Source organism: Corynebacterium sp. ZY180755 (assembly GCF_054331495.1).
Genome location: NZ_CM135811.1, coordinates 1,836,075 through 1,862,628, shown reverse-complemented (window position 1 = coordinate 1,862,628; position 26,554 = coordinate 1,836,075). Strand labels below are relative to the sequence as shown.

Here is a 26,554-nt window from a genome sequence, read left to right as displayed (position 1 = left end):
TGAGCTCTAGTGCCTGACGTCAAAAAGAAAATGATCACAGGGAAGTGCACGTTTTCGTGTGCCCGTGGCAGAATTGGTGTTTGTGACGAACTTGACTCCACCGAACATTCCCGCAGAATTTCTCCCTAAGCACATTGCGCTGGTCATGGACGGCAATGGCCGCTGGGCACAGCAGCGCGGCCTCAAGCGCACCGAAGGCCACAAGGTTGGTGAGGCAGTGCTTCTCGACATGGTCCAGGCCTGCCTGGCCATGGGGGTTCCGTACCTGTCGGCGTATGCATTTTCTACGGAGAATTGGCGCCGAAGCGCCGAAGAGGTCCGTTTCCTCATGGGCTTCAACCGCGACGTCATCCACCGTCAGCGTGACACGCTGCACAAATGGGGAGTCCGCGTGGTCTGGGCGGGCCGTCGCCCGCGCCTGTGGCGCAGCGTCATCAGGGAGCTGAAGGAAACCGAGGAGCTGACCAAGAACAACACCAAGATGACTCTGGTCATGTGCGTTAATTACGGTGGGCGTGCAGAGATCGTTGACTCGGTGCGCGAAATAGGCAAGAAGATTCAGCGTGGTGAACTGAACCCGGAAGATATCACGGAAAAGAACTTCTCCAGCTTCTTGTATGATCCGCGCATGCCGGACGTGGACCTCTTCTTGCGTCCTTCCGGTGAGCAGCGCACCTCTAACTTCTTGCTCTGGCAGTCGGCTTACGCGGAGATGGTGTATCAGAACAAGTTGTTCCCTGACTACACTCCACAGGATCTTTTCGACGCGGTCGAGGAGTACGCCCGTCGCGACCGCCGTTTTGGTGGAACGAAGTAGCACGGTCTACGATCAATCAGTTTCATTCCCCACTTTTGAAAGAGGCAACCTGCGATGAACGCTATCCAGGATTTCCGGGACGCACGTCCTGCTCCAACGCCTAAGCAGATTCGTCGTTGGCAGCAGCACCTTGCAAATGAGCGCGCAGAGGCAGCAGTCTATCGCGAGCTAGCTCGCCGAAAAGAGGGTGAAGAGCGCGAGATTCTCCTCGCCGTCGCTGACGCGGAGGCTCGTCATGAGCAGCATTGGCGTGCCCTTTTAGGAGATCACGTTGGAATGCCTCGCACCCCGGATTTCAATACCCGCTTGATGGGGTTCCTTGCCCGGCGCTTTGGCAGCGTTTTTGCGTTGGCGATGATGCAGACTGCAGAAACTCGTTCTCCCTACGAGGACGATGAAGACGCCACGGAGCAGATGAAAGCAGACGAGGCTATTCACGCGGAGGTTGTTCGGGGGCTTGCGGCTCGCGGGCGGGAGAAAATATCGGGCAATTTCCGCGCTGCAGTTTTCGGCATGAATGACGGCCTAGTGTCTAACCTCGCGCTGGTGTTAGGCGTTATGGCATCCGGTGTGGATCCTCGCATTGTGTTGATCACGGGTGTTTCTGGCCTGCTTGCAGGTGCGCTGAGCATGGGGGCCGGAGAGTATATTTCGGTCAAGAGCCAAAATGAGTTGTTAGAGGCTTCCCGCCCTGATGAGAAAGCCCATGCTGCGGTGCCTCTTCTCGACGTCGACGAGAACGAGCTGGCCTTGGTGTACCGTGCCCGGGGCATGGATGAGGCGGCGGCCGAGGCAAAGGCCGCCGCAAATATCACCGCGGCCAAGGCCGCGCACGAAAAAGGCGAGGATGCCCACGTCGTCGGCATGGTTCATCATGGAGAGGTAGCTGGCCTGGGTGGTGCGTGGAGCGCCGCTATTTTCAGCTTCTTCTGTTTCGCAACTGGTGCTCTCATCCCGATCGTGCCGTTCATCTTCCCCATCAGTACCTCGCTCGCCGGAATCATTGCTCTAGTGTTGGTCGGTGGAGCGCTCATGATCACGGGAGGAATCACCGGTGTTCTCTCAGGCAAAGCACCCATGAAACGAGCTTTGCGCCAGTTAGCAATTGGCATTGGCGCTGCCGGTATTACCTACGCGCTGGGAGCGCTGTTTGGGGTGGCCGCCTGATGGCGTAGGGCGGGCTATCTTTCATACGAAAGCGGGCGGGTGTATCAGCTTTTTCTGATACACCCGTCCGCTTTTACAGCGTTACTTGGAGCACTGTGCACACAAGCCATAGATTTCAGCGTCGTGGCCTGTAATAGAGAATCCGTTCTTGGAAGCTACTTCCTGTGCCCACTTCTCAACTGGGCCTCCATCGATCTCAACTGTCTTTCCGCACATGGTGCATACCAGGTGGTGGTGATGCTCGTCGCTGAGGCAGTGGCGGTAGAGAGTCTCACCATTGGGCATGTGGAGGGCGTCTACGGCGTCGATTTCAGACAAGGACTGGAGAGTGCGGTACACAGTGGTAAGACCAACTCGAAGGTCGCGCTTGGTGAGCTCCGCGTGGATGGTCTTGGCGGAAGCGAAGTTATCGAGGTCACGCAATACTCCTACAACTGCAGAGCGCTGTCGAGTGTTACGAACACCGAGCTTTGGCATCTTATTGTCAGCCGCAGTAGCCATGAGGATGGTCCTTTCTGAAAGAAGGTGGAAAGCAACTCGATAGAGAAGAAAGCTTTCTATTACATAATGATTTTGGATCTAGTCTTTTACTATCGCGTGAATGTGAACTGTAGCCACGGTGTTCCAGCGGAGGCGAATTACAACAATTCCGCCTCATTTTCCCAGTCGCTGCACCGTTTGGCCTCGGTCAATAATCAAAGACGATGCCGGCAATCACCATGATCTGACATTCTATTGATGTGTCAACAACGTCCTTAATGATAATGCAATCCAGTGTGCAAAGTCTAGGCTGGAGGCCGCTAACATCCCATGCGGTAGCTGGGGTGAAGCCGGACCAAAAAATGGTCTCGATTACCGGTCAGGCAGGGGAGGTTGGGTGAAAAGAAAGTATCCCGCCGTGGGGCGCGGCGGGATGAAAGCGGCGTAGTTGGGCTGGTCCTACTCGTCTACGATGTCGAAGCCAATCTTCATCAGCTCGAGTACTCGTGGCTCGGTCAGGCGGTAGATCATCTGACGGCCTACACGTTCGCAATCGATAAGGTCAGACTGCTTTAGAACGCGAAGGTGCTGGCTAATGAGGGGCTGGCTGGACTTGAGCTCATCCACGAGCTCGAATACGTAGTGATCGCGCTCATTGAGTAGGCTCAGGATCTTCAGACGGAGCGGGGAGTTGAGGGCGCGGAAAACGTAAGCAGGCTCGCGGTAGTCACGCTCGAGATCGTAAAAGCTGTATGCCTTGCTCTCAGAGGCTTTGTTATCCATTATGGGTGTTCTCCTTTTGGTCCTCATCAGGGCGTGGTTAGTTGCGGCCCTGGAGGGCTTAAATTTACATTGCGCTCTACCGACTGCCTTGTGGGCAATGGATTCCTAGTCAGTGATGGCCACGGTCGGCGTAGAGAAAATGGGTGAGTGTGCCATGAACTGGCGAATCCTATGGAAAGCTAGGAACTTTCGTTAGATTGATCAATCAATAGTTTACTAATCATATGATTATCCGCAAATTGCGTTATGCGTGACGCCTAGGTGTCACGGCTTTGGAAAAGCCTTGCCAGGGGTGCTTTTATTCGCGTAGCGTGACCGTAAAATTGTTGCTTGAGCTGGTCAATCTGTGGCGAGGAATTTGCGGTCGCCTAACTTTTAGGTCTACAAAACTAGGTTCTTTTCGGTCATGAACTCTCATGCAGACGCGCTCATCGTGACGCATTTATGCTCGACTCCCAAAAGTGACTTAAATCACTCCAGCTCACTGGGGGATGCGCGCAATCTAAAGATGAAGTTCTTTCATTAAAGAGCGCCGATTAATCGCACAAAATAGTACGCAAGCGATGCGTCATGAGAGCTGCAGGGGCATTCTTTCTTGACTCGGGACTGGCCAAAATGGAAGGTGGGGTGTTTGCCAGCTAGACTGACACGAAAGGCTGAGTCCCTTGGGGCTGCCCCACACTCGTGTGCTCTTGGATCCAAGTCCGCGACAATGGGTAGCAAGCGTGCGCTTAGCGTTTACCCGTATCTACTGTCTAGGTTTGCTAGCAGTTCAGGGATGGGGTGGTGCATGCTCTTGGCCTTTGGGTGCCGCAACCAGCGGTACGTCAGACACAGAAAATATTTAAGGAGTTGTCCTAACCTTATGGCTTCGAACAACGTCATCGATGCTGTCGTAAATCTATGTAAGCGCCGCGGCTTGGTTTACCCATGTGGCGAGATCTACGGTGGTACTCGCTCCGCATGGGACTACGGTCCGCTGGGCGTCGAGTTGAAGGAAAACATTAAGCGCCAGTGGTGGCGTTCCATGGTGACCTCGCGTCCAGATGTCGTTGGTGTTGACACCTCCGTCATTCTCCCACGTCAAACATGGGTATCCTCCGGTCACGTTGAGGTGTTCACTGACCCTCTGGTGCAGTCCCTGCACACCGGTAAGCGCTACCGCGCTGACCACCTCATCGAGGCATACGAAGAAAAGCACGGCCACGAGCCAGAAAACGGCTTGGCTGATATTAACGATCCTGAAACCGGCCAGCCTGGTAAATGGACTGAGCCAAAGGCCTTTTCCGGTCTGCTCAAGACCTTCCTCGGCCCCGTTGATGACGAGGAAGGCCTGCACTACCTGCGTCCTGAGACTGCACAGGGCATCTTCGTTAACTTCAAGAATGTGATGACTTCCGCTCGTATGAAGCCACCATTCGGTATCGCGAACATTGGTAAGTCTTTCCGTAACGAGATCACCCCAGGTAACTTCATCTTCCGTACTCGCGAGTTCGAGCAGATGGAGATGGAATTCTTCGTTAAGCCAGGTGAGGACGAAGAGTGGCACCAGTACTGGATTGATGCTCGCTACCAGTGGTACGTAGACTTGGGCGTCAACCCAGACAACCTGCGTCTGTACGAGCACCCTAAGGAGAAGCTTTCCCACTACTCCAAGCGCACCGTTGACGTGGAGTACGCATTCGGTTTTACCGGCTCCAAGTGGGGCGAGCTGGAAGGCGTTGCAAACCGTACTGATTACGATTTGCGCGTTCACTCTGAAGGCTCCGGCGAAGACCTCTCTTACTTCGATCAGGAGACCGGCGAGCGCTGGATCCCTTACGTTATCGAACCTGCAGCAGGACTTGGTCGCTCCATGATGGCATTCCTCGTGGATGCCTACACTGAGGACGAGGCACCTAATGCCAAGGGTGGCGTGGACAAGCGTGTAGTTCTGAAGCTGGATCGCCGCTTGGCGCCAGTAAAGGTAGCTGTACTTCCACTGTCCAAGAAGGAGCCACTGGCGTCTAAGGCACAGGAGCTGGCAGATGAGCTGCGCCAGTTCTGGAACGTAGACTACGACACCTCCGGTGCAATCGGCCGTCGTTACCGTCGCCAAGATGAGATCGGTACTCCGTTCTGCGTCACGGTAGACTTCGACACCTTGGAAGACGGCGCAGTAACTGTCCGCGAACGTGACACCATGGAGCAGGAGCGCGTCAAGATCGAGGATCTGCGCGACTACCTAGCTACCCGTCTGTTGGGCTGCTAACAATGAAGTACACGAGTTGGGACAACCGCCGAAAAATAAACGGCGATATGCACGTTGATCTACTCAACGATTCCGGTGACGTCATCGCAACCACTCCAGTGGATTTCCAAGAAGAAGACACCACCGTTGATGTGCACGGGTCCACGTGGAGCGTGCGTCGCACTGACACCACCGTGGAGGCGAAAACCGACACCGGCAAAAAGTTCGTCTGTGATGCAGGAGAGAAAAAGTTTGGCCGATCCAAGCTTCTGACCATCACCGCCGACAGCCAAATTCGTGCGATCAACGAATCAAAGAGCGACTGGGTGTACGTCACAGCTGACGAGGCTGAAGACAAGCTCGGCCAGTTCTCCGGCGGTAACAACGGAGTGCGCCGTTCCATCACTGAATTCGAACCAGGCAACACCCTGACTGAAGATGACAAGATCTTCCTGTCATTCGTGACCCGCCAGCAGCTAGAGGCCAAGATGAGCTCAGGCATGTGGGTTCTAACACTCAGCTTGCTAATTTTGGCGCCGATCCTAGTGCTCTTGGGAATCGGATTTGCTTAAAGCAACGCAACGTTGCTTTAAAGCCGCTGCGATGACCTTGTGTCGTCTGCAGCGGCTTTTTGGTTTGAAGTAAGTACTCTTGGATCTATCACTGCACACGAAAGGGGCCTAGAGCATGAAGAAGCCGATCACGTTGACGTGGGTGGGGGATCAGCTCATGACCACTAATGGGAAGATCGTTCTTGCCGAGGTCAGCGCCGACATCCTGGAGTTTGGTGATCAACGATTGCTGGTGGAGTCTTCTTTGGGTACTGCCCTGAGCTTTCGTGTTCGGGCGACAGGGGCCGATGGCAGTGTCTTTACTATGCGTAAGGCGTCGATGACGGTGGCTAAGATTGAGGCGGACTGTCAGGGGCGAAAGTACGCGCTCGATCGTATGAATCCGTGGCGTAAGCGCCGGTCCATTAGGGATGCTTCGGGTAGGGAGGTTGCTACCTCGCGTTCACTTGTTGGTGGTCGCCTTGTTCTGGATCTGATAGAGGACATTCCTACTGAAGATTTCGTTTTCATGGCTTTCGGGTTGCTTCTTGTGGATGTTCCTACGCGCAACATGCGTTATTAAGGCCAGCAGGGGAGCGGGGGACCAATTTTCTAAACTTTGTGGGGAATTTCCGGTGTTTTCTCGTGAAAAACGGCGCAAAGTTTAGTTTTTTGTACTTGTCCCTTTTACCTCGCGCAAAAACAAAGCCGACTCTGAGCAAAATTACAAGTTTTGCTCAGAGTCGGTCTTTTGTCTCATCAGCTTATTTAGAATCGGCCGCCGCGGAAGCCACCGCCTCCACCGCCGCTAAAGCCTCCGCCGCCGAATCCGCCACCAAATCCGCCGCCGAAACCGCCACCAAATCCGCCGCCGAATCCGCCACCGCGGGAGGATCCGTTGAGGATTTCGTTGATCACCATGCCTGCGATGATGCCACCGGTGTTGGATGAATTGTAGCGCTGTTGCCTGCGGTTGTAGTCGTCCACGTCGTGCTGCGCAGACTGTGACGCCATCTTTGCGGCGCGCGCTGCTTGGCGTGCTAGTTCAGTTGCCTGCCGGGTGTTTGAGTTCCGCCCTTGGTGTGCCTCGGCGAACAGGCGTTGGGCGTTTGCCAGGTGGGTGCGGGCATCTGACTTCACAAGGCGTCCGCGGGTTTTGATGAAGTCCTCGGCGGCAGTGATCGCTGCTTGGGCGGCTGCCATTTGCTTGTCAAAGATTTGAAGCTGGCGGTTGTGGTCTGCTGTGGTGGTTCGTACTGCGTCGAGCTGTGCGTCGAGTTTTGAGTCCACTTCGGTGAGCAGGTGCCAGGTTCCCAGTGGGTTTGTCTGGGCTACGGTGTGCGCCTCCGCGAGTTGAGTTTTAGCCTTGGCTACTACTGCATCAAGTCCTTGCCAGTCAGCGTGAGTTCCTTGGGACTGGCCTTGGGAACGTAGCTGGGTTGCTTCTTCAATCTCGTCTTGGATTTCCTTGATGAGGGATGGGAGGCCTGCTTTGGCGGCAGTGATGTCGGATTGCGCGTTTTCAATGCCCTTGAGTAGCTTGTCAGCGTTTACTGCGGCTTCTTCTGCCTGGCGCACGGCGTCTACTAGGCCACCCTGCTGGCCTGCAGGTTTGGTGGAGATCGTGCGGCCGAGATTCAGGTTGCGCTCTGCCTCCTCGAGGCTGACTTTGGCCATGGAAATGTTGTCCACGATGGAGGACAACATCGCACTGGAGTATTGAGTTTTCAGGTGCTCCAGCTGGGATTCTGCCTCTGGGATGCGCGCTCGCAAATCGATGGTGGATTGGGTGACGTTGTCCAGCGCGGGTCCTGCGTTCAAAAGCAGGGAGCGCATCTCGGCAAAGTTCTGGGCTTCAGCTTCGAGTGCGTCGTCAGCGACACCACAGGATGAGATGATTTCGACAAGCAGGGCGCGCTTTTCATACTCATCGCGCACGGCGCCGGAGTTGAGGCGTTGATTGGTGGCGAAGGCTTTCTGCAACGTGGTGGTGGAGTGGTTCATCGCGCGGGTGAAGCTGCGAGTGCGTTCGGCACCGAATTCGGCTACTGCGATGTCTAGTTCTTCGCGCGAGTTACGGATGGCCTCGTCTGTGGAGACCAGTTCTTCCTCCGCCAGGCGCTCCAAAACTTCCATCGGCTGATTCATAAGGTCGGAGGTGTTGGATGGCTCGATGGCACGCGCGGATTCGAGTGATGCCTGAGTTTCGTTCTTCTTTTTGCGTCGCGAGTACGCCCATACGCCACCGCCGGCTAGGGCAACTGCACCTGCACCAGCTCCCAACCAGGCGGCGGATTCTCCGTCGGTAGAGGTTGTCAGGCCGCCGGAGTTAGAACCACCGGAGAAGCTCGACTGAGAGGCTGCCTCCGCTAATGCGAGGGCGGAGCCAGCCCAGTCAGGCTCGGAACCAGAAGAAAGCTTGTCGTAAGCGGCGTTGTACATTTCGTCCAGTGCGCCCGCAGGCCACTGGTCGCCCAACTGTACCGCAAACAAGCGGTCTTCTATTGCCATTGCGTAGATGCCGGCGTTTGATGCACTGCCGCCGTTTGCGTCTAACGCTTGGGATGACCATACATCTGAGGACTGTCCATCAAAAGTATCTACGAGAACTATGTAAAGCTTGGTCCGGTGAGCCTGCTCTGCTTGACGCACAGCTGATTCAATCTCTCTAATCTCGTTATTGCTGAGCGCACCTGAGGTGTCCGTTACAGGTGAGGTGTACAGCTCGGGAGCTTCTGCGAGCACGTGCGTTTCTGCAGCGAGTGCGGGAGCGGTGAGTCCTAAAGAAGCAGATGCTGCGAATGGCATCATCGCGGTGGCGCCTGCTGCTAGTGCGATGGCGAGCGGCTTGCGTAGGCGCACAGTCTTGGAGAGAGTTGAATTAGGAGCTGGCTTTTTCATGTACACCACAATAGCCGTCAATGCCCGTCCATGGTGCTCACTATTGGGGTGAAACTCCGCCGTGTTGTCCTTGGTTAGCTGGTGGTGGATAGTGGCTAGGCCTTTTGGGCTGTGATCGGTTATCCACGCGTTGAACTGCGCTATCTTCATCATGTGGGGTGCAGCACTGCACACCCCATGGGGTAACCATCGTTTAATTTTGCGTTAACGTCAGACCTCCTATGTGTAACTTCTGGCAGACTGGAAACATGAAACAGCAAGCTCAGCCTGAAAATACCAGCGCACGATTAATGAAAATCTCGGCGATGGCAGCTGCCGCAGCTCTCATCCCGCCGCTCGCAGTGGCCGTGAGGGGCGGTGTCCGGCCGAGTAACGGAAGGTCCAAAGGGCGCCTCAAATTCCCCACCATTGTGGTGTTGGGAACCGCGCAGTATGACGGGGTTCCGTCGAGGCAGTTCGCTGCGCGACTGCAGTGGGCAGCACATCTGTGGGCGGATAATCGTCAGCAGGATGTGGTCACGCTTGGTGGTAAGCTCCCCGGCGATCGCTACACAGAGGCAGAGGTCGGCCGAGATTACTTGCTGACCACGCACATTGATACGGACCTCCTCCACGAGGTGGCGGAAGGAAATGACACCCTTAGCTCTTTTAAGGCGATGAAGAGGGCCATTGAGTCCGGTCAGTTGCGGGTAAAAGAGCCGTTTCTTGTGATCACGGACCCAAATCATGTGTTGAGGGCAGAACTGATTGCCCGTCACGTGGGGTTCAAGGCGTGGGCATCTGGTACGCCGCATAGTCCAACATCGTTCCCGTCGCGGAAGTGGTGGCGCGCTCTGGTACATGAAACCGGCGGGTTGCTCGTGGTGCTGACCAGAATGGTGGCAGGATCGCAGGTAGCAAATGCTCTGGAGGGCTCTTTGCGTGACGTCCAGTCCACTTTCATTCCATCCCGCAAGGCCCGCCACGATGTGCTCAAGGAACAGAAAGAAGCATCATAAAATTCATGGGACGGTACGTCTACTCAGAGGCTGACGCTTCGCGGCTTTTCGACGAAGGCACCAAAGGCAGTCAGCTGGTCGCCTACGAAGATGATCGCGGGCCGTTTGCCCGCGATCGCGCCCGCGTGCTGCACTCAGCCGGCCTCCGCCGGCTGGCAGACAAAACCCAAGTGGTTGGTCCTCGTGATGGTGACACGCCTCGCACTAGACTGACCCACTCCCTTGAGGTCGCCCAAATCGCTCGTGGGATAGGGGGCGGGCTGGGGTTGAACCCAGACCTGTGCGAGATGGCGGGCTTGACCCATGACATCGGCCACCCGCCTTATGGGCATAACGGGGAGGTTGCGCTGGACAAGGTTGCCGCAGGCTGTGGAGGGTTTGAGGGTAATGCCCAAACACTTCGAATCCTCACTCGGCTTGAGCCAAAGGTCCTCGCCAGCAGTGGCCAGTCTTATGGGCTCAATCTCACCCGTGCCGCCCTAGACGCGGCGTGCAAATACCCCACAACGAAAACCAATCCCGACGGCAGTACCAACCGCAAGTACGGCTGTTATGACGAAGACGCGGCGATCCTGCACTGGATTCGGCAGGGGCACACAGATGGCAGGCCGTCCATGGAAGCCCAAACCATGGACTTTTCTGATGACATCGCCTACTCCGTTCATGATGTGGAAGACGGCATTATCTCGGGCCGCATCAACTTAGGCGTGCTGTGGGACTTTGTGGAACTGGCAGCTCTGGCAGAGAAGGGCTCTCGCGCGTTTGGAGGTACGCCAGACCAGCTCATCGCCGCTGCCGATGGACTAAGAGAACTCGACGTAGTCTCCGCTGCCGCAGACTTTGATGGTTCCCTCCGCGGATACACCAACCTCAAAGCCATGACCTCGCATCTGGTGGGCCGCTACGTCGGTGCAGTAACCCAAGCGACCAAGTCACACCCAGATAACGCAGCGCTGCACGCATCAGGCAAACTGGGGCGAACCACAGGTAATCTCATCATCCCAGATCAAGTCTGGGCGGAGGTCACCCTCCTCAAAGCCATTGCTGTCCTATACGTCATGGACCTGCCAGGCCACCTGGCACGCCAAGATCGCCAGCGTGAACGCATCTACCGCGTCTATGACTATCTCAAAGCTGGCGCGCCGGGATCGTTGGATCCCATGTTTCTACTGTGGTGGGAACAGGCGAATACGGATCACGAGCGCGAACGAGTGATCATTGACCAGATTGCTTCCATGACAGAATCCCGGCTGGAGAGGTTGGCTAAGGAGATCTCAGATCTCTCCGGATTCATGGACTAGTGTGCTAAGGCGCAATCTCTAGTGTGATCTTAAGGTCCGCAAAGATACGGAAGATGATGAGCGAATTCTCCAGCGGAATGTCCCACTGTGAGACGCTTACTTTCTCAATTTTGGCTTCCTGCAACAGGTCAGCCAGCGCATCGGCATTGCCAATTTTTCGGCTGCCGTCAAAGAGCTGTGACGAGATTTGGGAATAGAAGTCGGATAGGGTTTCTACACGTCCCAGAGAAATGTTCGGCTGTGGAGTAGTCATTGATAATTGTGCCTTGAGTCAAAGATCTTAGTTTTCTGCATCTGGGATTTCGCAGAAGCTCTCATAATGGTCATCGGTGTAGAACCACACATCCGGATCAGTTTTGGAACCACCGCCCGTCACAATGCGGCGCTCACCGCGATGGTTTAGACCTGGCGTTTCCACCGTGTATTCGCGGTAGTAATTGCCAGATTCTTGGGGCAGTATGCCCTCGTAGTTTCCAAACCGTGTGCCGTCGCGATCAGGATATTCGAAGGGGCCACCTGCCAGAATGTCATCGACCACCATGTCCGCTTGGTCGGGGAGGGAAGCTACCTCGCATGTCGGTAGCCCACTGCTACTCGTGGATTCGTCCCGCTGTTGCTCAGCCTGCGTCGTGGTGTCGGTGCCAGATCCGTTGCCGGTGCCGGAATCTCCTCCACCTAAATCCAAACCAAAGTACGCTGCGACGATGGCAACAATGGCACCACCAATTGCCGTGGGCCATGATTTGCGGGTTCCCTTAGAGCTCATGTTTTCAATGATCCCATGTGCCCGATTAACCACCAAACCAGAAATGAGCTCGACTCGAGAGCTAAACTAGCTCGGCGTTTGGGGGTATGTTTTGTGAGGCAGAGGCATCGGAAGAAGCGGTTTCCTAGATTTCTGTTCTCCGTCTCACGTGGATATCGCACTAGCCACCGAATTGACCTAATTAGCTGCAGGCGCCGAAATTGCCGTAGAGCGGTGACCGGCCAATACGCAAACCACAAAGGTCGTTAAGGTACGATGCAAGCAGGAAGGTAATGGGTGTAGAAAAGGGCAACCTGCCCATCGTCCATGTGGAGTTGTTTTATGAATAAACCAGAGCAGCAATCAGCTTTCAGGGTTTACCAGGAACGACTCTGGGATAATTTGGGAATTCGCAAGCTGGGAGGGCATCCAACCAACCTGCCCGCACTACTTGACGATCTAGGAGTGAAAGGCAAACCTAAGGCGGAGCAGCGAGCGGCAGTGGAAGAGTGGCTAAGAGACAACGAACCAATTGGGCTGTTGAAGCTTCAGGTTCGCCGACTCGATGGCTTACTCGGATAAGGCCTGATGAAACGATGAAATGAATCAATGCCGTCACCTCCATTTTGGTAGGTGATTTTAGCGCCGCCTAGTCGGTAGGAATTCTGGTTCGGGTCCAGGCGGCCGGACGAACCCCACAGGGACGTTGTTTTCGGTGGGGGTTTGTCATGCCTGAAATGGGTGGAAAACCGCTGAAAAGGAGAACACCAAATGAGCAAGAACACCCTGCCTTGGCTGCGGTTTATTGAAGTCCCAGACGGTGGAGGGCGCGGTGCGTGCCTCGGTGAATTTGGGTCCTGCGGTAGCTCTGCTCGCCTATGAGGTGGAGTCGCTGAAGAAGTAGTTAGCGGAGATCCTGCCGATTAAGAATGTGAAGTACCCAGCTGCGTTGAACACGGTGCATCGGTTTCGTGAAGCGCATCCTGATAGTCCCGTAACTGTCGCACCGGAGATCGAGGATGACTTGAAAACATTGTGACAAGACGCCCTAACTCTTTGGATTATCTAAAGAATTCGGGTTTTATCTATGCCTTTTTGGCGGTGGGGTGGTTGGTGACGGGTGAGCCTGGGCGGTTTGAGTGCCAATGTCGGATTTCGCTTGCGTCCCAGAGTTTCGTGCGTTCGATGCTGCATTTGGGAGTGGGTGCGATTCCTTTTGAGACGCAGCTTGTGAACGTGGACTTGCCGATACCTAAATATTCGGTGACGGCGGATGCTGCCCATAGTTCTTCTCCAGTTGCGGTGTGGAGGACGGTGAGTGGGGTTGTCATGATTGTTTGTTTTGTCGAGAAGCGAGTGCGATTTCGGAGATTACAACGCCTGCTGGGATTACGAGTAGCCAGTTTGGGATGATTGGCGCGCTGAGGATGAATGCTGCGAACATTCCAGCGAAGGCGTAGGTCATTGTTTTTTCCATGATTGTTCCTTGGATACTATGGGGAGGGGAGTTCCCCGCCAGTTGGTGTAGCGGGGAACTTTCCTATTTCATTTTCTTGGGGGTTAGTTCTTGCTTCCAGTCGAGCCCAATCTTGCTGATTGCGAGGAGTAGGCCGGTGATTGCGTGATCACTTGATTATATCGTTCATTGTTTCACCTCCTTTCTGCTACGGCACTCGTAACGCTGCATAGTGTCAAGTCGGAAAAACGATTTATTCGCCGTCGGGCGGTCGGCTCGAGATAGATGCTGTTCCTTCGGGAATTATTGTCAATAGGTGCATAAAATGCGGTGGTGTGGATCACCTGATAAAACCCGCCTCTGCAATTCGATGGCACACAAATGGCACTCCAGCCACCGGAATAGCCGTTTTTACCGCAACCGCCGCGCTAGGTGCAACGCTGTGACCGGCCAATACGCAAACCGCAAAGGTCGTTAAGGTACGATGCAAGCATGTGTGGAATCGTTGGATATGTAGGAACTCTCGGGGTTGCTGGCCGCGATCATGACGCCACCGATGTCGTGATCGAAGGCCTTCGTCGCCTCGAGTACCGCGGATATGACTCCGCTGGTGTCGCCGTTGTTGCGGATGGTGCAATCCACCATCGCAAGAAGGCGGGCAAAGTACAGGCAGTAGTGGATGCTATTGAAGATGCGCCATTGCCGGAGTCCGTAGTAGGAATTGGGCATTCCCGATGGGCAACCCATGGCGGACCTACTGATGTGAATGCGCACCCGCACGTGGTCGGTGGCGGCAAGCTGGCTGTTGTACACAATGGCATCATTGAGAATTTTTCTGATCTGAAGAAGGCTCTTGTGGGCAAGGGCTACCACTTCGTGTCTGAGACGGACACCGAGGTTGCGGGCACCCTGCTGTTCGACATTCTGACCACTGAAGCTGAAGGTGATTTAACCAAGGCAATGCAGATCGCGGCTAACCGGATGGAGGGCGCGTTCGCATTGCTGGCAATTACTCCTGAGGCGCCGGATCGTATTGTTGCGGCCCGCTGCAACTCACCACTGGTCTTGGGTGTGGGGGAGGATGAGAACTTCCTTTCCTCTGACGTTGCGGGCTTTATTAACCACACCCGTAATGCTGTTGAGATTGGTGACAAGCAGATCATTACTTTGACTGCTGATGGGTACGAGATCATCGATTTCGAGGGCAATGAGGCTCAGGGTAAGCCGTTCCCAATTGAGTGGGATGCTGCTGCCGCGGAAAAGGGTGGTTTTGAGTCCTTCATGGACAAAGAAATCCACGACCAGCCTGCTGCTGTACGTGACACCTTGATGAGTCGCTTTGACGAAAACGGCCGTTTGACCTTGGATGAGGTAAACATTGATGAGACTGTTCTGCGCACCGTAGACAAGATCATCGTCATCGCATGTGGAACTGCTGCGTACGCGGGTCAGGTTGCCCGTTACGCAATTGAACACTGGTGCCGTATCCCTACTGAGGTGGAACTGGCTCACGAGTTCCGTTACCGCGATCCGATTGTGGACGAGAAGACACTCGTGGTTGCATTGTCTCAGTCCGGTGAGACCATGGATACGTTGATGGCTGTTCGCCATGCACGCGAGCAGGGTGCCAAGGTTGTTGCTATCTGTAACACCCAGGGGTCGTCTATTCCTCGTGAGGCGGACGCTAACCTCTACACTCATGCCGGTCCAGAAATCTCCGTGGCATCGACTAAGGCCTTCTTGGCGCAGATCACCGCGTCTTACCTGCTTGGACTGTACCTGGCTCAGTTGCGCGGCAACATGTTTGCTGATGAGATCGGGATGATTATCAAAGAGCTCAACGCCATGCCGGACAAGATTCAGGCCGTCATTGATCACGAGGAGCAGACCAAGAAACTGGGCGCTGACATGAAGGACGCTAAGAGCGTTCTGTTCTTGGGGCGTCACGTTGGCTTCCCCGTTGCTCTCGAGGGTGCGCTGAAGCTAAAGGAGATTGCGTATCTGCATGCTGAAGGCTTTGCAGCTGGTGAGCTTAAGCATGGCCCGATCGCTCTTGTAGAGGAGGGACAGCCGGTCTTCGTGATTGTTCCTTCTCCTCGCGGCCGTGATTCCCTGCACTCCAAGGTCGTGTCCAACATTCAGGAAATCCGCGCCCGCGGTGCGGTTACCATCGTTATTGCGGAAGACGGTGACGAGGCCGTGGAGCAGTTCGCAAACCATGTGATCCGGATTCCACAATGCCCAACCCTCCTGCAGCCGCTGGTTGCTACTGTTCCGCTGCAGATCTTCGCGTGCGCCGTAGCCACTGCGAAGGGCTATGACGTTGACCAGCCTCGCAACCTAGCTAAGTCCGTCACCGTAGAGTAGTAGGCGGCGTTACCGCTTAAGCACCTCATGCTCGCTCCCGCTGCGAGGATGAGGTGCTTTTGTTTACGTGGCCGTTATCCACTGTGCGCTGAGGCTACTTGGGGTGCGCGTGCGCGGGGAGCTTTGCGGTAGTCTAAGTTCCATGGCAAAAGGCATCATTCCCAAGCAAGATATCGAGGCAATTCGCGAACGTACGGCGATTGAAGAGATCATTGGTGAATATGTCCAGCTTAAGCCTGCGGGTGTTGATTCCCTCAAGGGTTTGAGCCCCTTCAAGGATGAGAAGACACCGTCATTTCATGTGCGCCCAAACCATGGTTACTTCCACTGCTTTTCCACCGGCGTGGGCGGTGACGTGTTTAAGTTCCTCATGGAGGTTGAGCACTTAAGCTTTCCGGAGGCGGTTGAATACTGCGCGGAGAAAATCGGTTACCACATCAACTACCAGGGTGGCACCACTGGTGGTAGGACTCATGAGCCTGGCACGCGTAAACGCTTGATCGAGGCTAACCGTGCCGCGCACCAGTTTTATCAAGAGCAGCTGTTGACGGCGGAGGCAGCTCCGGCACGCAATTTCCTGCTTGAACGTGGCTTTTCTAAAGAAATCATCATGAAATTTGAGTGCGGTTATGCCCCAGATGGTTGGGATACGATGACCAAGCATTTGTTGCGCAAGGGTTTCGATTTCAAGGAGCTGGAGGGCGCAGGCTTATCCACAATGGGTCGGCGTGGCCCGATTGACCGTTTCCATCGCCGCTTGCTGTGGCCTATTAAGAATCTTTCCGGTGACGTGATTGGTTTTGGCGCCCGCAAGCTATTTGATGATGACAACTTGGGCAAGTACATGAATACGCCGGAAACCATGTTGTACAAGAAGTCCAAGGTGCTTTTCGGCCTTGACATGGCTAAGCGCAATATTGCCCGCAAGCACCAGACAGTGGTCGTGGAGGGCTACACAGATGTGATGGCCATGCACGCCGCAGGCGTGGATACGGCCGTTGCCTCCTGTGGTACGGCATTCGGTGAGGAGCACCTCCAAATGATCCGTCGTCTGATGCTGGACGATAGCTATTTCCGCGGTGAGCTGATTTATACCTTCGACGGTGACGAGGCGGGGCAGAAGGCAGCGTTGAAGGCCTTTGAGGGCGATCAGAAGTTCACGGGGCAGAGTTTTGTATCCGTGGCGCCAGATGGCATGGATCCGTGCGATTTGCGCCTGCACAAGGGCGATGCGGCGGTGCGTGATCTGGTGGCTGATCGCATGCCGATGTTCGAGTTCGTGATCCGCACAATGATCGCCGATTACGCGTTGGACTCCGTGGAGGGGCGCCTGCAGGCGCTGCGCCGAACCGTTCCGGTGGTGGCGGGGATCCATGACAAGGCGCTCCAAAGCGAGTACGCCCGCCTTTTGGCGGGCTGGATTGGATGGCCCAACCCAGCCGAAGTCCTTCAGCAGGTGCGCGAGGAGGCCCGCAACCCCTCGCGCCCTCAGCAACGTCGGCCCGCAAGGCGTGCCGACGACTACAAGGCGGTGCCCGTCAACGCTCCGCAGGCCATGCTGCCCATGCCTAACCGCAAGGACCCCCGCTTGTGGCCGGAGCGCGAGAGTTTGAAGCTCGCCCTTCAACACCCCGGGGTAGTGGCTGACTACTTCGATGGCTTGCAGGCGGAATCCTTTTCTCATGAAGCGTACCGAGCCATCCGAGATGCCATTGAGGCTGTGGGAGGCGTCGCTTCGCACAGTGAGGGCGTGGACTGGCTATCTGCTGTTACGGACAAGGTGCAGGACTTAGTAGGCAAGTCCTTGGTATCTGAGCTCGCAGTGGAGGACATCCTGGCTCCGGAAGGGAAACTATCAGCCTACGCTGACTCAACTCTGTCACGCCTGCAAGAGCAGCAGGTGGGTAACCAGATTGCGGTGCTGAAGTCCAAGCTGCAGCGAATGCGCCCGTCAGACGATGAGCGCACGTATAACGCTTTGTTCGCAGATTTGGTGGCTCTGGAGCAATCTCGGCGTGAACTGCTTAATCGAGCGTTCAGGGTTACACCAGAATTTTAAAAAACTGGGCACACACCTCGAAAGGTGAGTGCCCAGTTTCTCTTATAAAGATTGTTTAGGAAGCTGGTGCTTCTGCTGGAGCCACCGCGGTCTCAACTGGGGCCTCTGTAGCTGCAGAAGAGGTAGCAGGTGCTGGTGCCTCTACGGAGGTAGCGGTGTCTACCTTCAGGTCAGAGTCCTTCTGGTTTGGAGGAGTGCAACCAGCCAGTGCTAGGCCGGCGAGAGCTGCGATTGCGGTAGCTGCGAGTGGCTTACGAAGCATCATAAGGCATGTTCCTTTTCGTGAAATTTTTCATTCCTTCTCAAAAGAGCATACGGCAAATAGCGACAAAGTTCCTAGTTATAGGGGCAATTCAGCTATTTTTGCTAACGCTGGCTGTGGTTTAGTCGTGATCAGGTTCGAGAACGATGGAGCCATCAGCCTGCTTAACGTTCTTAACTTCCTTCATGCGCGGCTGCGGGTCAAGCTTGTTCGCGATGGTACGACGAGTGGTGTTGACTACTTGCTTGGTAACAGGGGATCCCTTAACTGCCTGGTAGCCCTTTTTGATTTGATCGTAGCGCTTTCTGCCTGCCTTAGTGCCAAACACGTAGCCTGCTGCTGCGCCTACAACAAATTGAATCACTGGAACCTAAACCTCATTACGGGGACATCTATCGTGTCCCACTGTAGACGAAATTTGAACACCGGTGGTTTTTACAAAAAACGAAAAAACCCAGTCCGTTAAGGACTGGGTATTATCTGCTCCGCCAACTGGGCTCGAACCAGTGACCCTTCGATTAACAGTCGAATGCTCTGCCAACTGAGCTATGGCGGATTATCAACATCAAGGTTTCTGCTTTCCGTGAGGACCGCGTTCCCTTGGTGCGATGAAAACTATACATGGAAACATTGCAAGAACAAAAGTCGGCAGGTCAGTGGGTGTTTTTCAGCTCGCTTAACGTAAGCGGAATGCTCGAATAACTAGACAAGATGTGAAAGTGAGTTCTTCTGGGGCGATCGCCCGTTAAGATGTGGCTCGTGGCTGATGTTGATCCAACAATTTTGACCCTGTACACGGTATTTGACCTCATTGGTGTCGTTCTCAACGGAATTATTGGGGGCACCATTGCTCGGCAACGAAACTTCGACTTCGTAGGTTTTGCTTTCCTTGCGCTCTTCTCCGCGCTAGGTGGAGGCATGCTTCGTGACGTCCTCATGCAAAGGGGAACGGCGGCTGCGATCGCCAACCCTACGTACTTGTTGCTTGCCGTGGCTGGAGCGCTCATTGCTCTGTTGATTGACCTCAAAGGTAAGGCGTGGGAGCTTTTCAAGGTCCATGGCGATGCTGTGATTCTTGGTGTGTGGGCAGTGACCGGGTGTGTGAAGGCGTTGACTTACGACATGCCGCTACCGTCGGCGGTATTGATGGGAGTCCTCACCGCTGTGGGCGGCGGTATGATTCGCGATATTGCGATGGGGCAGATACCGGCCATCTTCGGTGGTGGCACTCTCTACGCCATCCCAGCCTTCACCGCAGCCACGATGATGGTTATCTTCCATATGGTTGGGCACGACGCCATCGGCATGATTGTGGCGCCTATTGTCGGCGCAGGTTTCGCCATAGTGGCGTACTGGCGCGGCTGGGTTTTGTTCCGCCCAGCAAACTGGGCCCCGATCAATATGACGGCAGCGCAGCTGCGTGCCGTCATTAGGAGGTCGGAACGCAAGGGCTGGAAGGAAGGACGAAAGTCCGTCGAGCCTCTGGAAGGTGAGTTCTAGCAACAATCAGCGCACGGGTTAAGCCATGGCATCTAGTATGGGTGTCATGGCTTTTTCTTCTATCTTTGAATCCTGGCCCGTAAGCAACGTATCGGCAGCGGTCATCACATCTGAGGATGTTGAATTCGTGGGCGACGATGCCTATGTGTATGAGTTGGCTAGTGTGACAAAGCTGCTGGCGGCGTACGGCTTCTTGGTAGCTGTAGAAGAGGGAGTTTTTGAGCTTGATTCCCCATGCGGACCCGAGGAATCAACCGTTCGGCACTTGCTAGCCCACGCATCTGGTGTGGGATTCAAGCAGGGTGATAAGCACAAGGCTGTAGAAGAAAAGCGGGTGTACTCGTCTTACGGTTTCGAAATCTTGGCGGAAGCGGTCGAGGCCGAGACTGGAATGGGTTTTGGCCAGTATCTCAAGGAAGCTGTGTTCGCCCCGTTGGGAATGGGAGACACCATATTGTGGGGCTCTCCTGGGCATGAGGCTCGATCCACCGTGAAGGACCTCGTAGCCTTTGTGCGCGAACTCATGAATCCACAGCTTCTTCACCCATCCACATTGGAGGAAGCCTTTACTGTCCAATTCCCTGAACTGAACGGCATCGTTCCAGGGTATGGCAACCAAAAACCATGCCCGTGGGGATTAGGTTTCGAGATCAAGGGCGATAAATCCCCTCACTGGACAGGGGCTAATATGCCTCAGGATACGGTAGGGCACTTTGGACAATCTGGGACGTATCTGTGGCTGCACCCTGCAACTAAAACTGCAGTAATTGCTCTTACGGACGAACCTTTTGGGGACTGGGCAAAGCCGTTGTGGGCAGAATCCAACGAGGCGATCTTTGATCGGCTCACAACGTAACGTTTCTTCGACGCATCTACTGTGTTGGTAGAGCGCCTTTGGTTGCGTCGTTTTAAAACCCGATTGTGTCAGGAGCAGGCGCTGACACGTAGGGTGCCCGGCTCCTCGGCTAGGTGTTCGCGGTGACATTGTGGAGCGCGAGAATCGCCGCTTCTTTTGGGCCCCGCCCCACATCCCTTAGTAACCCTTTGCCTACACCTGCTCACCGCGCTTTTACCTAGAAGGCGCCAAAACGATCCCTATACGCGTGCGTCTGCGGCTCGACGACCTGCTCTCAGCACTGCGGTGTCACTGCCGAGCGGGGCGGGGTAGGCACATAGGCTTCTATTGCTCCGTTCGTTCATGTGTACTCGTTTCCGCTGCCATCCGACAGCTCCGCCACACGGTGTGCACTGCTCGTTGCGGTGTAGCTGCTACATGTAGCGACCCCATGGGACGTTATCCGCGAAAAGAGCTGTCTCACTGGCCCCGCCACAAAGCAGGTTCTACCGTTGCCCTCAAGTTCAGGTAGAGCTTGAGTAAATGGGGGATAAAGCAGTTATTGAGAGTTGAAGCAGTGAACAGTGTTGCATGAGAATCCGTAAGTGATGGGGTGACACTTTCCCAACTCATGCAGTGTCACCACCAGTGACTCACCGCTAGCAATGACCTACTACGTCGCGGTAGTAGGGCGGGCTAAAGGCAACTGAAACGTGGGGTTGAAGGCATGTCGCGATGCCTTGTCCCCAGTAGGTGAGGATTCCTTTCAGAAAAGAAGAGACGTAACACTCGTTGAGCCGTCTCCGCAGAGGCACGTTGGGGAAGACGAACCTCTCGTCTTGTATCGCCATGCTTGGGCGGTGCTGATGCTTTGCTGGAGGAAGCACATGGAAAACCAACGCATTGCTGTGATGCGTGTTTGCGGGCTCCCGGCACGCCTGCGTGCCAAGGTAGAGAGTTTGCTCGTTGCAGTAGTGAAGTCGGAGCCTTTTATGGCTATCGAGGGCACTGACGTGTTTGATCTTGCTGCTTGTACGCGATGGCGCAAATCGAGCGACAGATCCGGCCGCATAGATTGTCGCGAAGTCATTAATGGATCGGACGATGAACTTGAGCTTTTGCGTAGTCAGCTACAGATGATTGCTGAAGCTAACGAGTGTGAAGCGTGTGTGGATGTCGTGCGTTAACGGCTGTTGGTGCCACCATCTTCAACGAATTTAACGATGTCTGCCACTGTGGAAAAGTCCTGAAAACCAGAGGTATGATCCACTCGAATTCCAAAGGTAGTCTCAGTGCGGACTGCGATCTCGATAACGTCGAGCGATGAGACGGAAAGTTCGTCGCGCAACGACGTCGACGGGCTAATGGATTCTGGATCCGCGGCGGTTACTTTGACGAGGATTTCTTTCACTCGTGAAAAGACGCTGTCATCGTTTTCCGTGGCGGGATCTTCTACGGGGGCCTGTAGCTTAGCCAGCTGTTCCTGCAAACTGGACATGTTTACTTCTCCTTCTGCTGGCAGTACTTTAGCGTTTGATTTTCAAGTTTTTCGTATGCCTTAGATTCAGCGTATTCTGTTTCCATGCAACGCCCAAGTTTCACCCTCAAATCCAGTAGAAAGTATGCGCACCGAATGGCGCAGCGTTTCGAACAATCTGAGAATGATTACTTCGACGAAGTTCATCATGTGGGCAAGATTTGTTACTACGTTGATGGTCCCGTCGATGCGCCCATCACTGTCATCTTTATTCATGGATACACCTTGGCCGCTAAAGCGTGGCATATGCAGGTTGGGCACATTCATGAGCATGCCCGATGCATCATGATGGATTATCGTGGCCACGGAAACGCTAGTGACTTCCGCTCTGAGGAATGCTCTATTGACGGAGCTGCGGATGATGTATGGGCGGTTATCCAAGACGCGAAAGTCAGCGGCCCGATTATCTTGGTAGGGCACTCGCTAGGCGGAATGGTGACGTTCAACCTAGTACGCCGCTACCCTGAGCTGAAGAAAGATCTCAAGGGGGTGGTGGTTGTTTCCACCGCTGTGGATTCCTTTACCACCCAAGGCATGCCACAAATCCTAGCCTCTCCAATAGTCAATAAGGTCTACGAATTGGTGGAGGCCTCACCTGAAGGTGCCGCTAACTTCAAGCAATCTTTGGCTAACATTGTCGCCCCATTTCTTGCGACAACAATGTTCCGCTTTGGCACTCCCAAACAAATCGTCGAGTTCCACGCAGAGCTCATCAACAAAACTCCGTTGAAGACTTTGATGGGATACTTGGACGATCTCCAGCACCACAACGAGCACGATGGCGTCAAGGCACTCATAGGAATTCCTGGAGTTGTGATTGTGGGTGATGGTGACAAAGTAACTCCGTTAGAACAATCAGAACGAATTGTCAGCATCTGGGAGGACGCCGGCCTGCAAGTTGTTCCAGGCGCTGACCATATGGTCCCGCTTGAAACTCCTTGGATAATTGATAAGGCAGTGGACGAACTCATCGCCCGTAGCATCGGCGGAGATTGCAAGAATTCCACTGAGGCTGCTCAGCAATCAGGCACAAATCCCGTGGGAGTAGCTACGCCGATGGCAGGGGAACCGCGCGCAGTGGCTATGAACGATCGATCTCCACGTGACGCCTTTGGTGTAAAGACCGGGCAGTAGGATCGCAAATGGAAGCAGCCGGTGTACCCAGAGTAGTTTCTGGGTACACCGGCTAAATATCTTGGCCCCTTGGGGCGGCTTAATGTCACCGAGTTCTACGCTCTTTAATTGCCCTTGAGTGCTTCATGCGTGTGCGCTGGCCCTAGGAAACATAGTCCCTCATCCGATTACAGGTAAGAAGTAGGGGTGCTGACAATGCCAGTCTGAGGCAGCGTCAGTTTGAGGTGTGTGGGAGCGACCTAGGTTTCTTGAGTGAATTCAGGATAGCCACCGTCCGGGTGACGGAAAACGGGAGAGTGAGACACGGGTTTAAAAAAGTGGTCTCTTTCCCAATCATGACGGGAAAGAGACCACTTAGTGGGCTTTAAGGTTTAAGCCTTGGTGGGGTCAGTGATATTCAATTCAGCTGCTGCTTGTTCTGCAACGAAGCTGTCAATCTTGCCCTCACGGACCAGTGCATTGAGCGCAGCTACAACAACGGATTCAGCATCGATATTGAAGTAGCGGCGTGCTGCTGGGCGGGTGTCGGAGAATCCGAAGCCGTCTGCACCAAGAGTGGTGTAGTCTCCCGGAACGAAACGGCGGATCTGCTCCTGCAGGTCAGAAGCGAAATCGGACACTGCAACGTATGGGCCAGATCCCTTCTTCAACTGCTTCGTGGCGAAAGCCTCGTCAACCTGCTCACCTGGAGTACGCAGCTTCTGCAGCTCCTTGGCGCGGCCCTCGCGGGCTAGCTCAACCCAAGAGGTGACGGAGAAGATGTTCGCGCCGATGTTGTACTTCTCGGCCAAGATTTCCTTGGCGCGGAGTGCCTGCTGCATGCCAATGCCGGATGCGAGGAGGGAGACCTCGTGCTCGCCACCTTCGGCCTTCTCGTACAGGTAAATGCCCTTGTGTAGACCTTCAACGTCCAGATCCTCAGGCTCCGCTGGCTGCGAGATTGGCTCGTTGTAGATGGTCAGGTAGTACATCACATCTTCGCCGCGATTTGGGCCGTACATGCGATCAATACCTTCATGGATAAGGTGGGCAATCTCGTATGCAAACGCCGGATCGTAGGAAACCACAGACGGGTTGGTGGAAGCCAAGATCTGGGAATGTCCATCCATGTGCTGGAGGCCCTCGCCCGTGAGGGTGGTGCGACCTGCCGTAGCGCCGAGGACAAAGCCACGTGCCATCTGATCGGCTGCAGCCCACCAAGAGTCACCGGTGCGCTGGAATCCAAACATGGAGTAGAAGATGTAGAGCGGGATCATTGCCTTGCCGTGGGTGGCGTAGGACGTACCGGCTGCGATGAATGCTGCGGTGGATCCTGCCTCGTTGATGCCCTCATGCATGATCTGACCGTCGGTTGCTTCGCGGTAAGACAGCATCAGATCATGATCTACAGGCACATAGGTTTGGCCGTGTGGGTTGTAGATCTTCAGGGTAGGGAACCAAGAGTCCATACCGAAGGTACGAGCCTCATCTGGGATGATTGGAACGAAGCGCTCGCCTAGATCCTTATCACGCATAAGCTCCTTAAAACCACGGACGACAGCCATGGTCGTGGCAACTTTCTGCTTGCCGGATCCCTTGCGTAGGCCCTTGAGCTTATCCAAACCAGGTACCTGGATTGGTTCGTAGTTGTTCCGGCGTTCTGGGACGAATCCGCCGAGCTCCTTGCGGCGCTCGAGAAGGTACTTAATCTCCTCGGAGTCCTCACCTGGGTGGTAGTAAGGAGGCATGTACGGATCCTTCTCCAGTTCCTCATCGGAGATAGGAATGCCCTGCTTGTCGCGGAACAGCTTCAGATCGTCCAGAGTGAGCTTCTTCATCTGGTGGGTAGCGTTGCGGCCCTCGAAGTTGTGACCCAAGCCGTAGCCCTTAATGGTATGAGCGAGGATGACCGTTGGGCGATCCTTCGTTTCGAGAGCCCTCTTGTATGCTGCATAAATCTTGCGGTAATCGTGACCACCGCGTCGCAGGTTCCAGATTTCCTCATCAGTCCAGTCCTCAACCAGCTTCGCGGTGCGAGGATCCTTGCCAAAGAAGTGCTCACGGACGTATGCGCCGTCGTTAGCCTTGAACGTTTGGAAGTCACCGTCTGGGGTGGTGTTCATGAGCTCAACAAGAGCACCTTCCTTGTCCGCCTCGAAGAGACGATCCCACTCGCGGCCCCAGACCACCTTGATCACAGACCAACCCGCGCCGCGGAAGAAGGACTCGAGTTCCTGAATAATCTTGGTATTACCGCGGACTGGGCCGTCGAGTCGCTGCAAGTTGCAGTTCACGACGAAGGTGAGGTTGTCCAAGTTGTTGAGCGCCGCCATTTGGATCAGGCCGCGGGACTCTGGTTCGTCCATCTCGCCGTCACCGAGGAATGCCCACACGTGTTGATCGGACGTGTCCTTAATGCCGCGGTTGTGGAGATAGCGGTTGAAGCGAGCCTGGTAAATAGCGTCCATCGGCCCCAAGCCCATGGACACAGTTGGGAACTCCCAGAAGTCCTTCATGCCGTGTGGGTGCGGGTAGGAAGGGAGGCCGCCCTGTGGGCGGGACACCTCTTGGCGGAAGCCATCGAGGTCATCTTCGCTTAGTCGACCCTCTAGGAACGCGCGAGCGTACATGCCTGGAGAGGCGTGTCCTTGGAAGAAGACGTGGTCACCGCCGCCTGGATGGTCCTTGCCGCGGAAGAAGTGGTTAAAGCCTACTTCGTAGAGTGGGGCAGCACCTGCGTAGGTGGAGATGTGGCCGCCAACGCCGATGCCTGGTCGCTGAGCGCGGTGCACCATGATTGCTGCGTTCCAGCGGATCATGCGGCGGTAGCGCTTCTCAATCTCCTCATCACCAGGGAACTCTGGCTCCAAGGTGGTAGGGATGGTGTTGACGTAGTCAGTGGACGTCATTGGTGGAAGATCTACGCGCTTTGCAGAAGCGCGTTCCAGCATGCGCAGCATCAGGTAGCGTGCGCGCTCTGGACTGGAGTCCGCCAACATCCCGTCAAAGGATTCGATCCACTCACGGGTTTCTTCGGGGTCTTGATCGTTCAGGTAAGAAGCGACGCCATCGCGAATGAGTGCGAAGTTGGAGTCATCGGTGTGCTTACCAAACTTTTGATCAGCCATGTCACACCTCCGGTGATAGTTAGAAGTATTGAGATTTGAAAGTTCTTAAGCGATTGTGTCGAGGAACTTTATGCCCCTTAAAAAGGGGGAACGTATCCGCGATGCCCCAACGTGGGTGAGAAGGGGCAAACCATTGCCACACTTGGTGTAGCGCTGGTTACCTAGCTAACTTTTGCCAGTCTTTGCAATGTGCGTCATTACAAAGACGTTCGTTAATAAAGGATACGTGGTTGTCTGAGAATTTCCTTTTTGTGAATGTTTTAGGATCGGCGATGATCGCGCTACCTGCGCTTTTATCAATTTCCCTATGTGGGTAGGTGTAAA

The 26,554-nt window shown here is 54.8% G+C and carries 24 protein-coding genes and 1 tRNA gene; 14 read left to right on the top strand and 11 right to left on the bottom strand.

The window, feature by feature from the left end; genetic code table 11:
- Nucleotides 1–82 precede the first annotated feature (82 nt).
- On the top strand, nucleotides 83–817 hold the full coding sequence (locus tag ACXM2N_RS08495; protein WP_458487781.1) for an isoprenyl transferase: 735 nt from the start codon (nucleotides 83–85) through the stop codon (nucleotides 815–817).
- A 54-nt stretch (nucleotides 818–871) separates the two neighbouring features.
- A complete protein-coding gene (locus ACXM2N_RS08490) occupies nucleotides 872–1,984 on the top strand; it encodes a VIT1/CCC1 transporter family protein (RefSeq protein ID WP_458487779.1) in 1,113 nt (370 codons plus the stop codon).
- An 81-nt stretch (nucleotides 1,985–2,065) separates the two neighbouring features.
- On the opposite strand, the gene ACXM2N_RS08485 is transcribed toward ACXM2N_RS08490, so the two are convergent.
- Complete coding sequence (locus ACXM2N_RS08485; protein WP_458487777.1) at nucleotides 2,066–2,485, bottom strand: Fur family transcriptional regulator; 420 nt, start codon at nucleotides 2,483–2,485, stop codon at nucleotides 2,066–2,068.
- A gap of 438 nt (nucleotides 2,486–2,923) precedes the next feature.
- Complete coding sequence (locus tag ACXM2N_RS08480; protein WP_458487775.1) at nucleotides 2,924–3,247, bottom strand: ArsR/SmtB family transcription factor; 324 nt, start codon at nucleotides 3,245–3,247, stop codon at nucleotides 2,924–2,926.
- Nucleotides 3,248–4,112: 865 nt separating this feature from the next.
- Here ACXM2N_RS08480 and ACXM2N_RS08475 point away from each other — a divergent pair.
- The 3 genes from ACXM2N_RS08475 to ACXM2N_RS08465 all read left to right on the top strand — a co-directional run bounded on the left by ACXM2N_RS08475 (nucleotide 4,113) and on the right by ACXM2N_RS08465 (nucleotide 6,611).
- On the top strand, nucleotides 4,113–5,498 hold the full coding sequence (locus tag ACXM2N_RS08475; RefSeq protein ID WP_458487773.1) for a glycine--tRNA ligase: 1,386 nt from the start codon (nucleotides 4,113–4,115) through the stop codon (nucleotides 5,496–5,498).
- Between the two features lie 2 nt (nucleotides 5,499–5,500).
- Nucleotides 5,501–6,049, top strand: a complete 549-nt coding sequence (locus ACXM2N_RS08470; protein WP_458487771.1) for a hypothetical protein — start codon at nucleotides 5,501–5,503, stop codon at nucleotides 6,047–6,049.
- Between the two features lie 115 nt (nucleotides 6,050–6,164).
- Nucleotides 6,165–6,611, top strand: coding sequence for a hypothetical protein (locus tag ACXM2N_RS08465; RefSeq protein WP_458487769.1), 447 nt, complete (start codon nucleotides 6,165–6,167; stop codon nucleotides 6,609–6,611).
- A gap of 185 nt (nucleotides 6,612–6,796) precedes the next feature.
- On the opposite strand, the gene ACXM2N_RS08460 is transcribed toward ACXM2N_RS08465, so the two are convergent.
- The gene (locus ACXM2N_RS08460) at nucleotides 6,797–8,929 is read right to left on the bottom strand and encodes a TPM domain-containing protein (RefSeq protein ID WP_458487767.1); all 2,133 of its coding nucleotides are present in this window, start codon (nucleotides 8,927–8,929) and stop codon (nucleotides 6,797–6,799) included.
- A gap of 248 nt (nucleotides 8,930–9,177) precedes the next feature.
- Here ACXM2N_RS08460 and ACXM2N_RS08455 point away from each other — a divergent pair, with 248 nt between their 5' ends.
- Entirely contained in the window at nucleotides 9,178–9,927 is a 750-nt protein-coding gene (locus tag ACXM2N_RS08455) for a YdcF family protein (RefSeq protein WP_458487765.1), read from the top strand.
- A 5-nt stretch (nucleotides 9,928–9,932) separates the two neighbouring features.
- Complete coding sequence (locus tag ACXM2N_RS08450) at nucleotides 9,933–11,228, top strand: deoxyguanosinetriphosphate triphosphohydrolase (RefSeq protein WP_458487763.1); 1,296 nt, start codon at nucleotides 9,933–9,935, stop codon at nucleotides 11,226–11,228.
- Between the two features lie 4 nt (nucleotides 11,229–11,232).
- Here ACXM2N_RS08450 and ACXM2N_RS08445 read toward each other — a convergent pair whose 3' ends face one another.
- Together ACXM2N_RS08445 and ACXM2N_RS08440 are read right to left on the bottom strand one after the other, a co-directional pair.
- Nucleotides 11,233–11,481: a hypothetical protein gene (locus tag ACXM2N_RS08445; protein ID WP_458487761.1), complete on the bottom strand. Its 249-nt coding sequence runs from the start codon at nucleotides 11,479–11,481 to the stop codon at nucleotides 11,233–11,235.
- Between the two features lie 27 nt (nucleotides 11,482–11,508).
- A complete protein-coding gene (locus tag ACXM2N_RS08440) occupies nucleotides 11,509–11,994 on the bottom strand; it encodes a ribonuclease domain-containing protein (RefSeq protein WP_458487759.1) in 486 nt (161 codons plus the stop codon).
- Nucleotides 11,995–12,315: 321 nt separating this feature from the next.
- Here ACXM2N_RS08440 and ACXM2N_RS08435 point away from each other — a divergent pair, with 321 nt between their 5' ends.
- The gene (locus tag ACXM2N_RS08435) at nucleotides 12,316–12,555 is read left to right on the top strand and encodes a hypothetical protein (protein WP_458487757.1); all 240 of its coding nucleotides are present in this window, start codon (nucleotides 12,316–12,318) and stop codon (nucleotides 12,553–12,555) included.
- 745 nt (nucleotides 12,556–13,300) lie between these two features.
- Here the strand turns inward: ACXM2N_RS08435 and ACXM2N_RS08430 are convergent.
- Nucleotides 13,301–13,450: a hypothetical protein gene (locus tag ACXM2N_RS08430; RefSeq protein WP_458487755.1), complete on the bottom strand. Its 150-nt coding sequence runs from the start codon at nucleotides 13,448–13,450 to the stop codon at nucleotides 13,301–13,303.
- Between the two features lie 471 nt (nucleotides 13,451–13,921).
- Between ACXM2N_RS08430 and glmS the strand changes: the two genes are divergently transcribed.
- Nucleotides 13,922–15,796, top strand: a complete 1,875-nt coding sequence (gene glmS / locus ACXM2N_RS08425) for a glutamine--fructose-6-phosphate transaminase (isomerizing) (protein ID WP_458487753.1) — start codon at nucleotides 13,922–13,924, stop codon at nucleotides 15,794–15,796.
- Nucleotides 15,797–15,938: 142 nt separating this feature from the next.
- Nucleotides 15,939–17,855: a DNA primase gene (gene dnaG, locus ACXM2N_RS08420; RefSeq protein ID WP_458487751.1), complete on the top strand. Its 1,917-nt coding sequence runs from the start codon at nucleotides 15,939–15,941 to the stop codon at nucleotides 17,853–17,855.
- A gap of 55 nt (nucleotides 17,856–17,910) precedes the next feature.
- Here dnaG and ACXM2N_RS08415 read toward each other — a convergent pair whose 3' ends face one another.
- The 3 genes from ACXM2N_RS08415 to ACXM2N_RS08405 form a co-directional block, all read right to left on the bottom strand.
- Nucleotides 17,911–18,120 carry a hypothetical protein gene (locus tag ACXM2N_RS08415; RefSeq protein WP_458487749.1) on the bottom strand — a complete coding sequence of 70 codons (210 nt, stop codon included), beginning with the start codon at nucleotides 18,118–18,120 and terminating at the stop codon, nucleotides 17,911–17,913.
- 118 nt (nucleotides 18,121–18,238) lie between these two features.
- Nucleotides 18,239–18,481, bottom strand: a complete 243-nt coding sequence (locus tag ACXM2N_RS08410; protein WP_458487747.1) for a hypothetical protein — start codon at nucleotides 18,479–18,481, stop codon at nucleotides 18,239–18,241.
- Nucleotides 18,482–18,600: 119 nt separating this feature from the next.
- Nucleotides 18,601–18,673: transfer RNA gene (locus ACXM2N_RS08405), tRNA-Asn, on the bottom strand.
- 194 nt (nucleotides 18,674–18,867) lie between these two features.
- Here ACXM2N_RS08405 and ACXM2N_RS08400 point away from each other — a divergent pair.
- From ACXM2N_RS08400 to ACXM2N_RS08390, 3 genes are all read left to right on the top strand, one after another.
- Nucleotides 18,868–19,617, top strand: coding sequence for a trimeric intracellular cation channel family protein (locus ACXM2N_RS08400; protein ID WP_458487745.1), 750 nt, complete (start codon nucleotides 18,868–18,870; stop codon nucleotides 19,615–19,617).
- 46 nt (nucleotides 19,618–19,663) lie between these two features.
- Complete coding sequence (locus ACXM2N_RS08395; RefSeq protein ID WP_458487743.1) at nucleotides 19,664–20,473, top strand: serine hydrolase domain-containing protein; 810 nt, start codon at nucleotides 19,664–19,666, stop codon at nucleotides 20,471–20,473.
- Nucleotides 20,474–21,339: 866 nt separating this feature from the next.
- Nucleotides 21,340–21,639, top strand: coding sequence for a hypothetical protein (locus ACXM2N_RS08390; RefSeq protein WP_458487741.1), 300 nt, complete (start codon nucleotides 21,340–21,342; stop codon nucleotides 21,637–21,639).
- Here ACXM2N_RS08390 and ACXM2N_RS08385 read toward each other — a convergent pair.
- Nucleotides 21,636–21,950, bottom strand: coding sequence for an acyl carrier protein (locus tag ACXM2N_RS08385; RefSeq protein WP_458487739.1), 315 nt, complete (start codon nucleotides 21,948–21,950; stop codon nucleotides 21,636–21,638). The two genes, ACXM2N_RS08390 and ACXM2N_RS08385, sit on opposite strands and share 4 nt — an antisense overlap.
- Before the next feature lie 84 nt (nucleotides 21,951–22,034).
- Here ACXM2N_RS08385 and ACXM2N_RS08380 point away from each other — a divergent pair, with 84 nt between their 5' ends.
- On the top strand, nucleotides 22,035–23,123 hold the full coding sequence (locus tag ACXM2N_RS08380) for an alpha/beta fold hydrolase (RefSeq protein WP_458487737.1): 1,089 nt from the start codon (nucleotides 22,035–22,037) through the stop codon (nucleotides 23,121–23,123).
- Between the two features lie 371 nt (nucleotides 23,124–23,494).
- On the opposite strand, the gene aceE is transcribed toward ACXM2N_RS08380, so the two are convergent.
- Nucleotides 23,495–26,230: a pyruvate dehydrogenase (acetyl-transferring), homodimeric type gene (gene aceE / locus ACXM2N_RS08375; RefSeq protein WP_458487735.1), complete on the bottom strand. Its 2,736-nt coding sequence runs from the start codon at nucleotides 26,228–26,230 to the stop codon at nucleotides 23,495–23,497.
- Nucleotides 26,231–26,554: the final 324 nt, after the last annotated feature.